At 64.2% G+C, this 15,062-nt stretch carries 17 protein-coding genes and 1 riboswitch; of the genes, 1 reads left to right on the forward strand and 16 read right to left on the reverse strand.

The window, feature by feature from the left end:
- Nucleotides 1-6: 6 nt before the first annotated feature.
- A complete protein-coding gene (gene btuB, locus IEG05_RS16165; protein ID WP_191122370.1) occupies nt 7-1,860 on the reverse strand; it encodes a TonB-dependent vitamin B12 receptor in 1,854 nt (617 codons plus the stop codon).
- 118 nt (nt 1,861-1,978) lie between these two features.
- A riboswitch (cobalamin riboswitch) is annotated at nt 1,979-2,194 on the reverse strand.
- 145 nt (nt 2,195-2,339) lie between these two features.
- Here btuB and IEG05_RS16170 point away from each other — a divergent pair.
- Complete coding sequence (locus IEG05_RS16170; RefSeq protein WP_003297948.1) at nt 2,340-3,143, forward strand: metallophosphoesterase family protein; 804 nt, start codon at nt 2,340-2,342, stop codon at nt 3,141-3,143.
- Between the two features lie 24 nt (nt 3,144-3,167).
- Here the strand turns inward: IEG05_RS16170 and nhaD are convergent, their stop codons facing one another.
- The 15 genes from nhaD to ttcA all read right to left on the reverse strand — a co-directional run bounded on the left by nhaD (nt 3,168) and on the right by ttcA (nt 14,967).
- A complete protein-coding gene (nhaD, locus tag IEG05_RS16175; RefSeq protein WP_003297950.1) occupies nt 3,168-4,421 on the reverse strand; it encodes a sodium:proton antiporter NhaD in 1,254 nt (417 codons plus the stop codon).
- A gap of 188 nt (nt 4,422-4,609) precedes the next feature.
- Nucleotides 4,610-5,137, reverse strand: a complete 528-nt coding sequence (locus IEG05_RS16180; protein WP_046619930.1) for a C40 family peptidase — start codon at nt 5,135-5,137, stop codon at nt 4,610-4,612.
- 76 nt (nt 5,138-5,213) lie between these two features.
- Nucleotides 5,214-5,846, reverse strand: a complete 633-nt coding sequence (locus IEG05_RS16185) for a C40 family peptidase (RefSeq protein ID WP_046619932.1) — start codon at nt 5,844-5,846, stop codon at nt 5,214-5,216.
- A gap of 67 nt (nt 5,847-5,913) precedes the next feature.
- On the reverse strand, nt 5,914-6,678 hold the full coding sequence (locus IEG05_RS16190; RefSeq protein ID WP_046619934.1) for an NAD-dependent deacylase: 765 nt from the start codon (nt 6,676-6,678) through the stop codon (nt 5,914-5,916).
- Between the two features lie 123 nt (nt 6,679-6,801).
- Complete coding sequence (locus IEG05_RS16195) at nt 6,802-7,098, reverse strand: cyd operon YbgE family protein (protein WP_046619937.1); 297 nt, start codon at nt 7,096-7,098, stop codon at nt 6,802-6,804.
- Nucleotides 7,095-7,199 carry a cytochrome bd-I oxidase subunit CydX gene (gene cydX, locus IEG05_RS16200; protein ID WP_003297956.1) on the reverse strand — a complete coding sequence of 35 codons (105 nt, stop codon included), beginning with the start codon at nt 7,197-7,199 and terminating at the stop codon, nt 7,095-7,097. The genes IEG05_RS16195 and cydX overlap by 4 nt, the downstream gene beginning before the upstream one ends.
- 45 nt (nt 7,200-7,244) lie before the next feature.
- Nucleotides 7,245-8,387: a cytochrome d ubiquinol oxidase subunit II gene (gene cydB, locus IEG05_RS16205; protein WP_046619942.1), complete on the reverse strand. Its 1,143-nt coding sequence runs from the start codon at nt 8,385-8,387 to the stop codon at nt 7,245-7,247.
- A 12-nt stretch (nt 8,388-8,399) separates the two neighbouring features.
- Nucleotides 8,400-10,013, reverse strand: a complete 1,614-nt coding sequence (locus tag IEG05_RS16210; protein WP_046619947.1) for a cytochrome ubiquinol oxidase subunit I — start codon at nt 10,011-10,013, stop codon at nt 8,400-8,402.
- Nucleotides 10,010-10,189 carry a cytochrome oxidase putative small subunit CydP gene (gene cydP, locus IEG05_RS16215; RefSeq protein ID WP_046619950.1) on the reverse strand — a complete coding sequence of 60 codons (180 nt, stop codon included), beginning with the start codon at nt 10,187-10,189 and terminating at the stop codon, nt 10,010-10,012. The genes IEG05_RS16210 and cydP overlap by 4 nt, the downstream gene beginning before the upstream one ends.
- Nucleotides 10,190-10,511: 322 nt before the next feature.
- A complete protein-coding gene (locus IEG05_RS16220) occupies nt 10,512-11,066 on the reverse strand; it encodes a putative natural product biosynthesis protein (RefSeq protein WP_046619951.1) in 555 nt (184 codons plus the stop codon).
- 106 nt (nt 11,067-11,172) lie between these two features.
- On the reverse strand, nt 11,173-11,541 hold the full coding sequence (locus tag IEG05_RS16225; protein WP_046619953.1) for a DUF2946 domain-containing protein: 369 nt from the start codon (nt 11,539-11,541) through the stop codon (nt 11,173-11,175).
- Between the two features lie 58 nt (nt 11,542-11,599).
- Nucleotides 11,600-12,271: a DNA-3-methyladenine glycosylase I gene (locus IEG05_RS16230; protein WP_046619956.1), complete on the reverse strand. Its 672-nt coding sequence runs from the start codon at nt 12,269-12,271 to the stop codon at nt 11,600-11,602.
- 302 nt (nt 12,272-12,573) lie between these two features.
- On the reverse strand, nt 12,574-13,650 hold the full coding sequence (locus IEG05_RS16235; protein WP_046619959.1) for a 3-deoxy-7-phosphoheptulonate synthase: 1,077 nt from the start codon (nt 13,648-13,650) through the stop codon (nt 12,574-12,576).
- Nucleotides 13,651-13,915: 265 nt separating this feature from the next.
- A complete protein-coding gene (locus IEG05_RS23500; RefSeq protein WP_023443854.1) occupies nt 13,916-14,044 on the reverse strand; it encodes a hypothetical protein in 129 nt (42 codons plus the stop codon).
- A 98-nt stretch (nt 14,045-14,142) separates the two neighbouring features.
- Nucleotides 14,143-14,967, reverse strand: a complete 825-nt coding sequence (ttcA, locus tag IEG05_RS16240; protein ID WP_003298008.1) for a tRNA 2-thiocytidine(32) synthetase TtcA — start codon at nt 14,965-14,967, stop codon at nt 14,143-14,145.
- Nucleotides 14,968-15,062: the final 95 nt, after the last annotated feature.

A 15,062-nucleotide genomic window follows, 5' to 3' on the forward strand; every position in this document is an offset into this window, starting at 1 on the left:
GCGGTCTTACAGCGCCTGGTAGCGCACGGTCAGGTAAGCGGCCTGGCCGGGCTGGTTGTAGCCCTCAGCGGTTTCGTAGTCGGCGTCCAGCAGGTTGGCGACGCGCGCCTGCAGGCGCCACTCCGGGGTGATGCGGTATTCGCCACGCAGGTCGAGGGTGGCGTAGCCGGACAGCTCGCGGGTGTTGGCCAGGTCGTCGTAACGCTGCCCCTCGGCGTGCAGGCTGGCGCCGATGCTGAAGGCACCGAGCCGGCGGTCGAGGTCAAGGTTGAACAGCTGCTTGGCCCGGCGCGCCAGCTCGTTGCCGCGGTTGGCCCCGGCGGAGCGGTTCTCCGGCTCCAGCAGGCTGTAGTTGGCGTTCCAGTCCCAACCGAACAATTGGCTGCCGAGCACCAGCTCGACCCCGCGGATACGCGCTTCCTGCACGTTGGCCGGCGCGGAAATGCTGGCGTCATAGGCAATGAGGTCATCGACCACGGTGCGATAGGCATTCACCGCCCAGTGGCCCCAGCCATGCTGCCCGGCAAGGCCGACTTCGAGGCTCTCGGAGGTTTCCGCATCCAGCTCGGGATTGCCGTAGTCGGGGAAATACAGCTCGTTGAAGGTCGGCGCCTTGAATGCCGTGCCATAGCTGATGGTGCCGCGCAACCAGTCGGTCAGCGCATAGCCGTAGCCGATGTTGCCGGTGTCGTGCTGGCCGAACTGCTCGTTATCATCACGTCGCAGCGACAGCTGCCAGTCATGGCGACCGACCTCGCCCAGGTACTGCGCGAAATAGCCGTCGTTGTCCCGGGAATCCTCGGCATACACCGTGGTGCCGTTGACCTCGTCGCGCTGGTGGTCGGCACCCAGGATCAGCGTATGCCCCGCGGCCAGCTCGATATCGTTCTGCCAGCTGAGCGTGTCGCGACGGCTGTCGAAGCGTGAATAGAACTGCCCGTCCTGATAGGCATCGGATTTGTCTTCGCTGCGCCCGGCCTGCAGCGTCACCAGCCAGGGTTCCAGCGGACTGAAGCGCGCACGGGTGCCGAAGACCCTCGACTCACCATCGGCATTGGCGCCGAAACCGGACGTGCGGGCCCGGTTTACGCTGTCGTAGTCGTTATGGGATTTGGCCTGCAGCAAGTTGGCGTCCAGCTCCAGGCCGTTGTCGAAGCGGTATCCGGCGCTCAGCGTCGCGGACAGGTTGCGATAGCCATCAGCATCACGTTCGTAGCCGCTGGTGTCCGCCGACTTGACGTTGATGCCGTCGGTGTCCGAGCCACTGACGCCCAGGCTGTACCAGCCACGACCGGCACCACCGGAAACGCCGGCGCTGCCCGTGTAGGTGTCATGGGTGCCGTAACCGGCCGAGAAGAACGGCTTGACGCCCTGCCCTTGGCCCTTGCGGGTGAAGATCTGGATCACCCCGCCGATGGCTTCCGAGCCGTACAGGCTGGAGCGCGGACCGCGGACCACCTCGATGCGCTCGATCAGCTCCAGCGGCAGATCCTGCAGGGCCGCGCCGCCGCCCGAGACCGATCCGATCTTGATGCCGTCGATCATCACCAGCACGTGATCGGATTCGGTGCCGCGCATGAACAGCGAGGTGGACTTGCCGGGCCCGCCGTTGTTGGCCAGCGAAACGCCAGGCACCTGCTTGAGCAGCTCGGGCAGCGAACTCGCCTGGCTGCGTTCGATCCGCTCGCGGTCGATCACGGTCACCGCGGCCAGGCTCTGCTGAGCCGTCTGCGCGGTGCGGGTGGCGGTCACCACCTGTTGCTGGAGATCCAGCGGGGCTGCGGCCAGCTGGCCAATGGAAAGGGGAAAACTGCCGAGCAGCACATAGGCCGCTGGCTTGAAACGGGGCTTGCAAGTCAAGGTACAGGTCTCCGTCGTGCCCACCCGCACGACTGAAAGTCGACGAAGACAGACGGAGGAACCGCAAAAGGAAGTGAATACCGCGAGGGATATGCACCCGCCCAGCGCCCGCCGCACTGTCAGTGAAATGCGACAGGCCGGTCTCCGGGCTTGCGAGCGTACGCCTTGCGGCGTCCCGAAACCGCGCCTTCCCATGCGTTGAGCACAGTGGCTATTAGGGTTTCTCGACTCGCCTACCGTTGCGGGGGCAGCGCCGGAATCTTCGTGAGAATGGACCGGCTTCCCTGTTTCACCCCCTCGCTGAAGAGGGGGCACCTGAGGCGACGCGGAGGTTAGTCCAAGGCCGGGCTTGGCGCAACCGCGGGGTTGTCACAGCGCCCTGCAATTTCCGCTTGCATCTCGGCGCTCGGAACGGCGGACGCCAAAAGGCTTCGAATGCAACAATGCCAGCAATCAGCCAGGACCCATATCCGACGCCCATGACCAGCATCGTGCAGATTTCCGACACCCATTTCGGTACCGAACAACCTTCCGTGGTCCAGGCCCTGGAGGACCATGTACGCGAACACCGGGCCGACCTGCTGGTGTTCTCCGGTGACATCACCCAGCGCGCCCGTCGCGGGCAGTTCGCCAGTGCCGCCGCTTTCGTGCGCCGCGTGCAGGCCGATGGCGTCGGTGAGACGCTGGTGATTCCGGGCAATCACGACATCCCGCTGTACAACCTCTTTGCACGCCTGTTCACGCCATACGGCAACTACCGGCGACACTTCGGCGATGAGCTGGAGCCGGTATTCGAGAACGACGACATGCTGGTGATCGGGCTCAATACCACCCATCCGCGCCGGCACAAGGACGGCGTGGTGACGGGGCGACAAGTGGAGCGGGTGGCGCAGCGGCTGGCCGATGGCAACCCGCACAAGATTCGCATCGTGGTCGCCCACCAGCCATTCGGCGCGATGGTGCCAAGCGATCTGAGCAACCTGCAGCACGGCGCCGAACCCGCGCTGCAGCGCTGGGCCGAGCACGGGCTGGATCTGGTCATGGGCGGGCACATCCACCTGCCCTACGTGCTGCCGCTGTCCAAGCAGTACAGCGGTCTCGCGCGGGAGATCTGGATGGTGCAGGCCGGCACCACGCTCTCGACCCGCCTGCGTGGCACCTCACCGAACTCCTTCAACCGGCTGAAGCTGCATCCCGGCGAACAGAAGAAGGTCTGCGTCGAGCGCTGGGACCTGCTCGACGGTCGCTTCGTGCTGGGTTCGCACTTCAACCTGAGCTGGTGACCCGCGCTCGCACGCGAACCGCGGTCAGCCCACCGACAGGCCGACCAGATAGACACCGGCGAAGCCGATGTTGAAGGCGATGAACAGGTAGAGCATGTAGCGCAGGTAGCTGCCGAAGGTCAGCCCCGGCACCTTGCTCATGGCGACGATGCCCGACGCCGAACCGATCACCAGCAGCGAGCCGCCAACACCGACCGCATAGGTCAGCACCATCCATTCGGCGACACCCATTTCCAGCCCGGATTTCAGCAGCGCTGCGGTTAGCGGCACGTTGTCGATGGCCGCCGACATCACACCCATCAGGTAGTTGGCCATCACTGCAGGCACCTGGTCATAGATGTGCACCAGCCCGTCGAGCACGCGAATCTCCTTGAGCATGCCGACCAGCAGGAGGATGCCGAGGAAGAAGAACAGCGTCTCAAACTCCACCTGGCGCACGTATTCGAGAATCGGATCGGAGTCGTTGTCGTCGCTGAAGAAGCGCGCAACCAGGAACATCACCGAGAGGCCGGCGAGGAATGTCAGCACCGGCGGGATCTGGAACAGGAAGTTGCCGACAATGGTGCTGAGGATGGTGCACAGGAAGATCAGTGCAATCGCCACGTCGACACCGCGCACATCGTTGCGCTGGCCCTGCACCACCACCTCGCCCTTCATGCCGATCGACAGCATGGCGGCCAGCACCATCACCGCGACGAATGCCGGCACGGCCAGTGCCAGCAGCTGGAGGATCGCTACCTTGCCAGCGAGGAAGATCATCAGCGTGGTGACGTCGCCGGTAATCAGCGCGACCCCACCGGAGTTGACGGAGAAAACCACCAAGGTAGCGAACTTGATGGTCTTCGCCCGATCCAGCTGCAGCGAGAGAATCAGGGTGATGGAGACCAGCGTCGCGGTGATGTTGTCGGCGAGCGACGAGAACACGAAGCAGAAGGTCGCTGTGAGAAACAGCAAGGCCCGCTCGCTGATCCGCTTGGGCAACACCAGATAGATCAGGTTCTCGATCATGCCCTTCTTGTTCAGGTAGGCAACGAAGGTCATGGCCGCCACCAGGAAGATCCACAGCCCGGCGATCTCGGCGATGTTCTCGTTGAGGCTTTCCAGCACGGTTTCGCGCGCCTCGCCCACCGGTGTGAAGATGAACAAGAGCAGCCAGGCCAGGGTGCCGAAGAACAGCGTCACCTTGGCCTTGTTTACGTGGGTAATTTCTTCGAGCACGACGCCAAGCAGCGCCGCGACCGCCAGTGCAATCAGCACGTACGTCAGCAATTCAGGCATATCTCACCTAATGGGAAGTGGGGAAAAAGGGGCTGTGCGCGACGGAACGACGCACGGGGAGGAATTGGGATGCGCATGGTAGCCAAAGCGCCAGGCGAGCGAAATCACCGCATGTCAAACGGGGAGTGTTTCAGCATGTGAGTACGACTAAAGACAGGGCGTCTACGACGGGGGTATGCGGATGACGCTCAGGGGTTGCGGGCCAGTTGCTCCTGGTCGAGCACGCGCTTGGCGCCCAGATAACTCTTCTGCCAGTAGCCGGCGGTAAGACTGTCCAGGCGTACCGTACCGCCAGAAGACGGCGCGTGAACGAAGCGGTCTTCGCCAACGTAGATGCCCGCGTGGCTGACCCGGCGCCCACCGCTGGTAGCGAAGAACACCAGATCACCGGGCTGCAATGCGTCGCGCCGTACGGAGGGGCCGCGCAGATTGCTCATGGCCTGAGTGGTGCGAGGGAGCCGGATGCCGGCTGCGCCGTGGTAGACGTAGCCGATCAGGCCACTGCAGTCGAAACCGCTATCCGGCGTGTTGCCGCCCCAGCGATAAGGCGTGCCGACCAGACCAATCGCACTGAACAGCACGTCTTCAGCGGCGCCAGGTACGGGCTGTTGGTGGACCCTGGGTGTCTGCACGACCGGCGGCGTGGGTGCCTTTCCGGCACAGGCGGTCAGCAGCACAGTCAGAACAACGAGCGTGAGACGAGCCGGATAGTGCATGGCAGAGCGGTCCAGGCAAATGAGCCATCACTCTGCCGGCATGTGCGGGAAGACGCAACCCCCGCAGGTCGCAGGATCAGTGCTGGGCTGTGTGCGAAGCCAGATCGGACGCCAGGGCCAGCACGCGTTTTGCTTCCATGTAGCTGGCGCGCCAGTAACGGTCATCCAGGCTGTCGACGCGCACGCCACCGCTGCGGCTGCTGGAGGCGTGGATGAACTGGTCATCGCCGATGTAGATGCCGGCATGGCTGACCCGGCCACGGCCACGGTTGTTGAAGAACACCACGTCACCGGGTTCCAGCTCGTTGCGCTTGACCACCGGTGCGTCGAGGTTGATCAGCTCGCGAGTGGAGCGCGGCAGCTCGAGACCTGCCTCCTTGCGGAACAGGAAGCCGACGAAGCCGCTGCAGTCGAAACCGCTCTTCACCGAGCTGCCACCGTAGCGATACGGAGTACCGACCAGGGTGAAGCCGCGCTCGAGAATGCTGTCGGCCAGCTGCGGCAGCTGGTAGTCGTGCTCATCGGTAAGCTCTGCCAGCGACTGCTCTTCGCTCTTTTCGAGCGCGTCGAAGTCGAATCCGGCCAGGGGATGGTGTTGCGACAGACGAGGCGCGTCGGCTTGCTGCTCGGTCTGTACAGGCTGGCCGGCGCAGGCGGTCAGCAGGGCGATGAGTGCGAGAGGCACGAGGGGTGCGAAGCGTTGGCGCATGGGCACAGCCGTGTCGGTGATTTCAATGTGCCGGCGACTATGCCCTCTATCGCTTCGATGATCAAATTCAATCGGACGAAATGTGACGAACCAGCTGCGACAAAACGTCTGCGGCCCTCCCTTGCAGAAGTACGTCCGCCAGCGAACTGATTTCGGTGGCTTGCAGGTTCACCTCGACGACCGAGCCGCCGGCCTGACGCACCCGCCATACCGGCTCGAGGATGTAGCCGAAGCTCGCCGTGGTTCCAACCACCAGCACGGCGTCGAAGCCGAGCTGCACCTGTTGCTGCAATGCAGTCAGGGCGGATTCCGGCAGCATCTCCTCGAACAGCACCACGGCAGGACGCAACACCCCGTCGCAGGTCAGGCAGCGCGGCGGCAGTGGCTGATCCAGCAGCGAAGGCAGTGGACGTTCGTCGACCTTGCCGCAGCCCATGCACGACAGCGGCGACAGCTGACCGTGAATCTCGATCAAGCGATCAGGCGGGCTGCCGGCTCGGCGGTGGAAGCCATCGATGTTCTGCGTGAGCACCCAGGCGCCGGGTTTGCGCCGCTGCAGCTCGGCGATGGCGACGTGGCCGGCATTGGGTTCGGCCTGCAGGCAGGCCCGGCCGATTTCGGCCAGGTACTTCCAGCACAACGCCGGATCACGCCGCAGCGTCGGCCCGGATAGCGCCACCTCGATCGGCAGGCCGTCTTCGGTTTCGCCGTTATAGAGGCCGCCGAGGCCACGGTAGGTGGGCAACCCGGAGTCGGCCGACAGCCCGGCCCCGGTGATGATCAGAATGCGTTCGGCGCCGCTCAGCGCCTGGGCGGCCTTGTCGATATCCATGAATGTCGCGAACCCGTTTCGGTGGCACTCCCCCCGATCGTGCGGGGAACCGATGGCCGCGTAGCGACCACGGCCATCAGCCTAAGAATAGCCGCGCCTGACTGCAAAGGCATTCGCCCCCGCTCAGCCCAGCTGGGCCTGGAACAGCACCGCGTAGCCCAAAGCACACAACAGCCAGGCCGGCAGCGGGCCGAGCAGCCAGCGCCAGCCCCACCATTGCGGCACGAAGCCGACGCCATGCACGAAGCCGGCGGAAATACCCCACATCACCAGCATCAGCTGCGGGTGACTGTAGCCTCCCTGCCCGTCCAGCATCGCCGCCGGATGGATCAGCAGGACCAGCGCCGGCGGCGCAGCCAGCACTAGAGAAAGTACGCGACCGAACGCACCGTAGCAGCGCCCCTGCGCGCGACTGCTCACGGCTCGGCGTCCAGGTCCTGAGTGGCTTCCAGCCACAGCGCATTGATGATGCCGAAGCTGCTGGCCAGCAGCACGCCGAGAATCCAGGTGAAGTACCACATAGTCGTCTCTCCTTGGCGGGCGGGCGCGGCGGCCCGCCCGCGCGGTCAGTACAGCCCGTGGGGGTTGGCTTCGATGGTTTTCTGGGTGAGCCGGCCCCACATGCGCACGTAGCTCCACAGCGTGTAGCAGAGGATCAACGGCACGAAGATGCAGGCCACAACGAACATGATGCCCAGCGTCTTCTGACTTGAGACCGCATCCCAGATGGTCAAACTCGAGGCCGGATCGAGGCTCGACGGGAAGACGAAGGGAAACAGCGCAAAGCCCGCGGTACATATGCTGCCGACGATCATCAGACTGGTTCCGACGAAGCTCACCCCGCCGCTGTTGCGACTGGAACCGAGCAGCGCCAGCAACGCCCCGAGGATGCCCGCGGCCGGCGCGATCAAGGTGACCGGATAGAGGCCGTAGTTGGCCAACCAGCCGACATTGTCCTGGGCCACCTGCTTGTCCAGCAGCGGATTGAGCGCGGCGCCCGGATCGCTGACCGACAGCTGGCTGAAGCCCTGAATGCCCAGCGCCAGCCAGACACCCGCCGCGACGAAGCCGAACAGGAACACCAGCACGCACAGGCGCGTGGCCTGCCGCGAGCGCTCAGCCAGCGCGCCGTCGGTGCGCAGCATCAGCCAGGCGCCACCGTGGGCGCTGAGCATGCTCAGGCTGACGATGCCGCAGAGCAGCGCGAACGGGTTGAGCAGCGCGAAGAACGAGCCCTGGTAGGTCGAGCGCATCAGCTCGTCCAGCTGGAACGGCAGGCCGAGGAACAGGTTGCCGAAGGCCACGCCGAACACCAGCGCCGGCACCGCGCCACCGACGAACAGCGCCCAGTCCCAGGCGCTGCGCCAGCGCTGGTCTTCCACCTTGCTGCGATAGTCGAAGCCCACCGGGCGGCAGAACAGTGCGAACAGGACCAGCAGCATCGCCCAGTACAGGCCGGAAAATGCCACCGCATAGACCATCGGCCAGGCAGCGAACAGCGCACCACCGGCGGTGATGAACCACACCTGGTTGCCATCCCAGTGTGGCGCGATGGTGTTGATCGCCACGCGTCGCTCGTTGTCGGTCTTGCCGACGAAGGGCATCAGTGCCATGGCGCCCATGTCGAAGCCATCGGTCAGGGCGAAGCCAATCAGCAACACGCCGATCAGCACCCACCAGATGAGCTTGAGCACTTCGTAATCGAACATCTCGTATCTCCCTCAGACGCTGCCAGGTTGGGAAGACAGGCCGCTCGGCTGCGCCGACGCCACCCGTGCTTCACGTACGTCCCGTTCGAAGTGATAACGACTGGTGTGCAGACTGCTCGGCCCAAGCCGTGCGAAGCGGATCATCAGGAACATCTCGATCACCAGCAGCAGGCTGTAGAAGGCCACCAGGGCGATCAGCGAGCCCCAGATATCGCCGGCCGCCAGCGTCGAGGTGGACAGATGGGTCGGCAGTACCTCGGCGATCGACCATGGCTGACGACCATGCTCGGCGACGTACCAGCCGGTCTGCGCGGCGATCCACGGCAGCGGCAGGCTGAACAGTGCGAACTTGAGCAACCAGGGCTTTGTCTCGGCATTGCGCTTGATCGATGCCCAGCTCGCCAGGGCAAACAGCAGCAACATCAGGAAGCCGGCGGCGACCATCACGCGGAAGGTCCAGAACAGGCTGAACACATTGGGGATAGTGTCCAGCGCGGCGAGCTTGATCTGCTCCTCGCTGGCATCGACCACATCGGCGGTGTACTTCTTCAGCAGCAGCCCGTAGCCCAAGTCCTGCTTGACCTCATTGAACGCGGCGATGGCTTCGGCCGACTTGTCGCCGCTACGCAGCACCTGCAGTCGCTCGTAGGCGAGCATGCCGTTGCGGATGCGCAGCTCATGCTCGGCGACCAGCTGCTTGATGCCCTTGACCTCCTCATCCAGCGAGCGCGTGGCGATCAGTCCCAGTGCGTAGGGGATCTTCACTTCGTAATCGGTGCGCATCTCCTGCTGATTGGGCAGGCCGAACAGGGTGAAGCCGGCCGGCGCCGGATGGGAGTCCCACTCGGCCTCGATGGCCGCCAGCTTGACCTTCTGCACGTCCCCAATCTCGTAGCCGGATTCGTCGCCAAGAATGATCACCGAGATCGTCGACGCTAGGCCGAACACCGCGGCGATGGCGAACGAACGGCGGGCAAAGCCCAGGTCGCGCTTCTTCAGTAGATAGAAGGAAGAAATCGCCAGCACGAAGATCGCCCCGGTGACATAACCCGCGGACACGGTGTGGACGAACTTGACCTGCGCCACCGGGTTGAACAGCAGCGCTCCGAAGTCCACCAGCTCCATGCGCATGGTCTCAAAGTTGAACTCAGAGCCGACCGGGTTCTGCATCCAGCCGTTGGCGATCAGGATCCAGAGCGCCGAGAGATTCGAGCCCAGCGCCACCAGCCAGGTTACGGCCAGGTGCTGCACCTTGGAGAGCCGGTCCCAGCCGAAGAAGAACAGGCCGATGAAGGTGGATTCGAGGAAGAACGCCATTAACCCCTCGATGGCCAGCGGCGCGCCGAAGATGTCGCCTACGTAGTGGCTGTAGTAGGCCCAGTTGGTACCGAACTGGAATTCCATGGTCAGTCCAGTGGTGACCCCCAGGGCGAAGTTGATGCCGAACAGCTTGCCCCAGAACTTGGTCATGTCCTGATAGACCTGCTTGCCGGTCATCACGTAGACCGATTCCATGATCGCCAGCAGGAACGCCAGCCCCAGGGTCAACGGCACGAAGAGAAAGTGATACATCGCCGTCATGGCGAACTGCAGGCGTGATAGATCGACAACGCTTTCCGAGATCATCTCGGCCCTCCCTCGGGGATCGAACCCCGCGAATCACGCAAATGGTCGGCAACGCGCACCGAACCGTTCTCGGGAATGCTGGGGGCATCGAACCAGACGTTTTTTATGATCATGAGGATCGCGACCTTGGCCAGCACTACCAGCACGACGTCTCGCCTGAGCGATGACTTGAACATGCCTACCTCCTTGCGTGACCGCCCGAGCGCCAGGCGCTCCGGCAGCATGTTGCGATTGAAGGCCCCCTTGGGGTGGGGGCCGACATCCGGGCGCGACGCCTGGACTCAATCGCGGTACCCCGAACCACCCGTGGAAGCTGCTCTGGTTCGAGGCAGGCAAAGTGTCCGGCGCCCCCCGCAAGCGGACAACTGCGACAGCCTGCCCCACCCACTCGCGGCAATCTGTGCCAGAGCGGCGCTGCGCTCCAAACAAGCAGTGACACCGGCGAGCGACGCCGGGTCAGGAGCGACGCGATCGCCACACTGCGGCGCCCTGTCGCAGTCATGGCACACGCAGCCAGCGGCGAAATCCGTTGCCGGCCGTGCTCGAGAGCGGGCTCCAGGCGAAGTCCCAGGGCGCCGGCGGCAGCTCCTCCGCCTCGGCGGCGAGCGGGCGGCCGCCCTGGCGCACCCGTGGCTTCCAGTCGAATACATGCTCGCTGCTGCCGCGCCAGCCGAGCACGATGCCGATTGCCGGGCTGTCGTCGCTGGCTACCCAACGCGCCGCGGCGGCGAGCATCATCGCCTCGATATGCTCCGGCTCGATCAGCTCACGGTAGTCGGAGGCCAGCAACCAGCGGCAAACGCCGAGGTGGAAGGTCCAGTCCAGCGCCAGCTGGCAGCCGTAGGCCCAGGTCATGAACTGACGAAAGATCTCCAGCCCCTCTGGCGGATCAAGCTTGAGCAGCCGCGGGCAGACATCGAACAACGCATGCCAGTACGGCAGCAACTTGGCATCCAGATGCACGAAGCTGCGGGCGTTGCTGGGGTAGTCGGGAAAAGGCAGTCGATAGCTCACGCGGCTATCGGCGCGGGTGAATCGCTCCATCATGGTCATGGTGAAATCCCCTGAATTGACTGGGCCGTCGGAAGGCTCCGACAGGTAGCCGTCTCGTCCGCTGCTACCGGGCGGAAGGACGGCGAATCACGTCAATCAGGAAATCTCAGGGCGCGCGCGGATTCAGTGCCGGCCAGTGGTGGCGCGGGCCATGACGCTCAATCAGTGGTAGCGGAGTCGCGCCTGTCGTGCGCCGCCCCAGCCAGGCCAAGGCGAACAGTGCGAAGATGGCGAGGAAAACCGAACTGCACAGCGGGCAGTCGAGGGCATGCTGCGACAGGTCATGTAAATCGGAGGGAAGCGCGCCGAGGCCTACGCCGCCATCATCGCCGGTGACGCAGAACGCGTCCTGCCCCATGGCCAGCCCGAAGCCCACATGGGTGGCGTGGTTCAGACTGCAGACAAATGCATTGAGCAGGATGCAGGTGAAGAGCACCCATACGATCTGCGCACGCTTGTCTTTGACGATGGTCATGTTTCGACTTTACACCGCACGCCTCTGGACGACCCTGCGCCAAACCGTCGCAGCGGCCTCAGTGGTTGACGGTGAACGCCAGCATCGCCGAGAGCTGACACAGCGGACGGCCACTCTCGCTCTGCCACTGATTGAACGCAGCCTGCACCGCAGCCTGGTCACGCTGGCTGCTGGGAACCTTATCGACGATTTCCTGCGCCTTGAGCGCGGCTACTACGTCATTGCTGGGGACGAAGGTGTCCTTGCCGGCCATGCGCAACAGGCGCGGCGCCGACAATCCGCCGAGCTGGCTGCCGTGCCTGGTCAGATAGCGCCACAGGCCGACGATGTCGCCGCTCGGCCAATCGGCCAGCAGGTTGCCGAAGCCGCCCTTCTCTTTCGCCACATCGAGCACGAACTGCGCGTTACGCGGCACGCTCTTGAGCTTGCCGAGATGGCGGATCAGCCGGGTGTCCTGCATCAATCGTTCGATGTGCTCACCGCCCATCAGCACGACCTTTTCCGGGTCGAAGCCGAAGAACGCCTGCTCGAACGCCGGCCACTTTGCATCCACCAGGCTGTGCTTGAGGCCAGCGCGGAAAATGCGCAGGCTGATCAGCGAAAGGTAGCGGTCATCAGAAACGTTGCGCAATTCATCGGCACTGCGCGGTTGCGGCAAGCGGGCCTCCAATGCCGCGGCCGAGCCGAAGCGATTGAGACAATATTCGTGCAGCCATTTGTAGTCATGCATGGTTCGGATCCGATGTGACGGCAGCGGCACAGGGTGCCGATGACGAGCCGGCCTCGCAAGTCCGCCGCCGCGACGCAGCAGAGCGGCAGCGGTCGGGTGGCGTTCGCGCAGGGCGGTCTGAACGAATATTCGCGGGCAAGCCCGCTTCCGCTGTGCCGGCGCAGGCCGGGTGGCACCGCTTGGTACGCGTCCCATTGCCCTGACACCAGGCGCAGACGGTGGACAAGCTTCGCGTTGTCCACCCTACGAGCAGAACGTCGTTTGCATGCGAGCCGGCTCAGACGTGCAGCGGGCTCCCGGTATCAGCCGCGCAGCCGCCGCGCAGCCTGACGCAGCATCTGCTCGGTCGCCGTCCAACCCAGGCAGCCGTCGGTGATCGACACGCCGTAGCGCAGCTCGCCGGACAGCGGCTGGCAACCATCGAGCAGATGGCTCTCCAGCATGACGCCACGCAGACTCATGTCGCCAGCCAGGCGCTGCTCGATCACCGACTCCAGCACCGCGGGCTGGCGCAGTGGGTCCTTGCCACTGTTGGCGTGGCTGCAATCGACCATGATGCGCGGAGCGATCCCCTGCTTTTCCAGCGCGCGACGGGCAGTAGCGACACTGGCCGCGTCGTAGTTGGGTGCGCCGTGGCCGCCGCGCAGGACCAGATGGGTATCCGGATTGCCGCACGTCTGCAGCAGTGCCGGATGGCCGAGATCGTCGATGCCGAAGTGCTGGTGTGGATGTTCCGCTGAACGCATGGCGTCGCAAGCGATGCCCAGGCCGCCGTCGGTGCCATTCTTGAAGCCCACCGGCAGGTCCAGCCCGCTGACCAGCTCGCGATGGATCTGCGACTCGCTGGTGCGCGCGCCAATCGCGGCCCACCCGAGGAGATCGTCGAAGTACCCGGCAGCCAGCGGCTGCAGCAGTTCGGTGGCGATCGGCAGACCGGTTTCGAGAATATCCAGCATCAGGCGGCGCGACAGGTGCAGCCCCTCGGCCATGTTGCCGCTGCCGTCCAGATGCGGGTCGTAGACCAGGCCTTTCCAGCCGACGGTGGTACGCGGTTTTTCCACATAGGCGCGCATCACCAGCAGCAGCTGATCGCTGACGTCAGGTGCAAGCGCGGCGAGACGCTCGGCGTACTCGAGCGCGGCGACAGGATCGTGCAGGGAACAGGGCCCGACGACGACCAGCAGGCGCGGATCACGACTGTCGAGCACGGCGCGGATGGCGTTGCGGTCGTTATGGATGCGTGCGGCAAGGGCGTCGTTCAAGGGCAAACGCTGGCGCAATACCGCGGGGCTGGGCAGCGGCTGCGCGCTGCGGCGGGCGACGCTGGCCTCGGCGGTGGCGACGGGTTGTTGGGCAAGTACGGTGGCGGATGCATTCATGATCTGGCGGTTCCTTCTGCCGGCGCGGGTGGTCCGCGGCGGCGCTAGTCGGGTGTTCGTTCGCGTGCTTTGTGTTCGGCGTCGAAGCGGCTAAATCGCCAGTCGTAGCGGTAATAACGGTCGGTGCGGTAAGTGGTCATGGCGTGTTCCTCGTTGCGTTGGGCCATCGCGTGGCCGAAAAAACAAAACCCCCGGTCGGGTGGCCGACCGGGGGTTCGAAAACTGCTATGGTGGCGACCCTGCTTGCTAGGGCGCCTGTGGGGTATCAGGCGCGCCTGCGGCTAAACCAATACCCAAAGTAATAACCAGCGGCTGCAACCTGCTGCCCACGAACGACCACGGCGCGAATGGCACCGGCATCGACAACGTTCAGGGCTACAGGGTTCAGGGACATGCTGATCTCCAGAAGATGGCCGAACCATACTCTGCCGGGACTGCGGCTTTCAACCGGCACGGCAAAAGAAAGTGGCTGGCTCGGCCGGGTGTGCCCGATTACAGGCTCATCACATCGACGAAGCGCGGCGTGGCGCTGTCGTCGATACGCAGGCTCTTGAAATCGAACAGGTTGCGGTCGGCCAGCTGCGAAGGCACCACGTTCTGCAGCGCGCGGAACATGATCTCGGTGCGCCCTGGCGACTTGCGCTCCCACTCCTGCAGCATTTCCTTGACCACCTGGCGCTGCAGATTTTCCTGCGAACCACAGAGGTTGCACGGGATGATCGGAAATTCCTTCATCTGCGAGTACGCCTCGATGTCCGCCTCGTTGCAGTAGGCCAGCGGGCGAATCACCACGTTGCGTCCATCGTCGGAGAGCAGCTTGGGCGGCATGGCCTTCAGCGTGCCGCCATAGAACATGTTGAGGAAGAAGGTCTCCAAGATGTCGTCGCGATGATGCCCGAGCGCCATCTTGGTCGCGCCGATCTCGTCGGCGAAGGTGTACAGCGTGCCGCGGCGCAGACGAGAGCACAGCGAGCAGGTGGTCTTGCCTTCCGGAATCTTCTCCTTCACCACCGAGTAGGTGTCCTTCTCGATGATGTGGTACTCGACGCCGATGGACTTCAGGTATTCGGGAAGGACATGCTCGGGAAAGCCGGGCTGCTTCTGGTCCATGTTCACGGCAACGATCTCGAACTTGATCGGCGCGACCTTCTGCAGATAGAGCAGCACATCGAGCATGGTGTAGCTGTCCTTGCCGCCGGACAGGCAGACCATGACCTTGTCGCCGTCCTCGATCATATTGAAGTCGGTGACGGCCTCGCCGGCCAGGCGGCGCAGGCGCTTCTGCAGTTTGTTCTGGTTGACCGAGAGGTTGCCCATGTCAGGTGTCCGGGTGAGATGCGAAAGGCGCGCATTTTACGCGCAAAGCAAGCCTGACCGCAGCCCGTTCGCCGCCTGCTCCGATGTTAACCAGC

The sequence above is a fragment of the Stutzerimonas kunmingensis genome, assembly GCF_014764705.1.
In the GTDB taxonomy this organism is placed as follows: domain Bacteria; phylum Pseudomonadota; class Gammaproteobacteria; order Pseudomonadales; family Pseudomonadaceae; genus Stutzerimonas.

Excerpts from the sequence above, each read along its gene's own strand:
- IEG05_RS16170 (WP_003297948.1), top strand. The coding sequence starts at position 2,340 with ATGACCAGCATCGTGCAGATTTCCGACACCCATTTCGGTACCGAACAA.
- cydP (WP_046619950.1), bottom strand. The coding sequence starts at position 10,189 with ATGTTCAAGTCATCGCTCAGGCGAGACGTCGTGCTGGTAGTGCTGGCC.
- ttcA (WP_003298008.1), bottom strand. The coding sequence starts at position 14,967 with ATGGGCAACCTCTCGGTCAACCAGAACAAACTGCAGAAGCGCCTGCGC.
- IEG05_RS16190 (WP_046619934.1), bottom strand. The coding sequence starts at position 6,678 with ATGGATATCGACAAGGCCGCCCAGGCGCTGAGCGGCGCCGAACGCATT.
- cydX (WP_003297956.1), bottom strand. The coding sequence starts at position 7,199 with ATGTGGTACTTCACCTGGATTCTCGGCGTGCTGCTGGCCAGCAGCTTC.
- cydB (WP_046619942.1), bottom strand. The coding sequence starts at position 8,387 with ATGTTCGATTACGAAGTGCTCAAGCTCATCTGGTGGGTGCTGATCGGC.
- IEG05_RS16180 (WP_046619930.1), bottom strand. The coding sequence starts at position 5,137 with ATGCACTATCCGGCTCGTCTCACGCTCGTTGTTCTGACTGTGCTGCTG.
- IEG05_RS16185 (WP_046619932.1), bottom strand. The coding sequence starts at position 5,846 with ATGCGCCAACGCTTCGCACCCCTCGTGCCTCTCGCACTCATCGCCCTG.
- IEG05_RS16235 (WP_046619959.1), bottom strand. The coding sequence starts at position 13,650 with ATGAATGCATCCGCCACCGTACTTGCCCAACAACCCGTCGCCACCGCC.
- IEG05_RS23500 (WP_023443854.1), bottom strand. The coding sequence starts at position 14,044 with ATGTCCCTGAACCCTGTAGCCCTGAACGTTGTCGATGCCGGTGCCATT.
- IEG05_RS16230 (WP_046619956.1), bottom strand. The coding sequence starts at position 12,271 with ATGCATGACTACAAATGGCTGCACGAATATTGTCTCAATCGCTTCGGC.
- IEG05_RS16210 (WP_046619947.1), bottom strand. The coding sequence starts at position 10,013 with ATGATCTCGGAAAGCGTTGTCGATCTATCACGCCTGCAGTTCGCCATG.
- IEG05_RS16220 (WP_046619951.1), bottom strand. The coding sequence starts at position 11,066 with ATGACCATGATGGAGCGATTCACCCGCGCCGATAGCCGCGTGAGCTAT.
- IEG05_RS16225 (WP_046619953.1), bottom strand. The coding sequence starts at position 11,541 with ATGACCATCGTCAAAGACAAGCGTGCGCAGATCGTATGGGTGCTCTTC.
- nhaD (WP_003297950.1), bottom strand. The coding sequence starts at position 4,421 with ATGCCTGAATTGCTGACGTACGTGCTGATTGCACTGGCGGTCGCGGCG.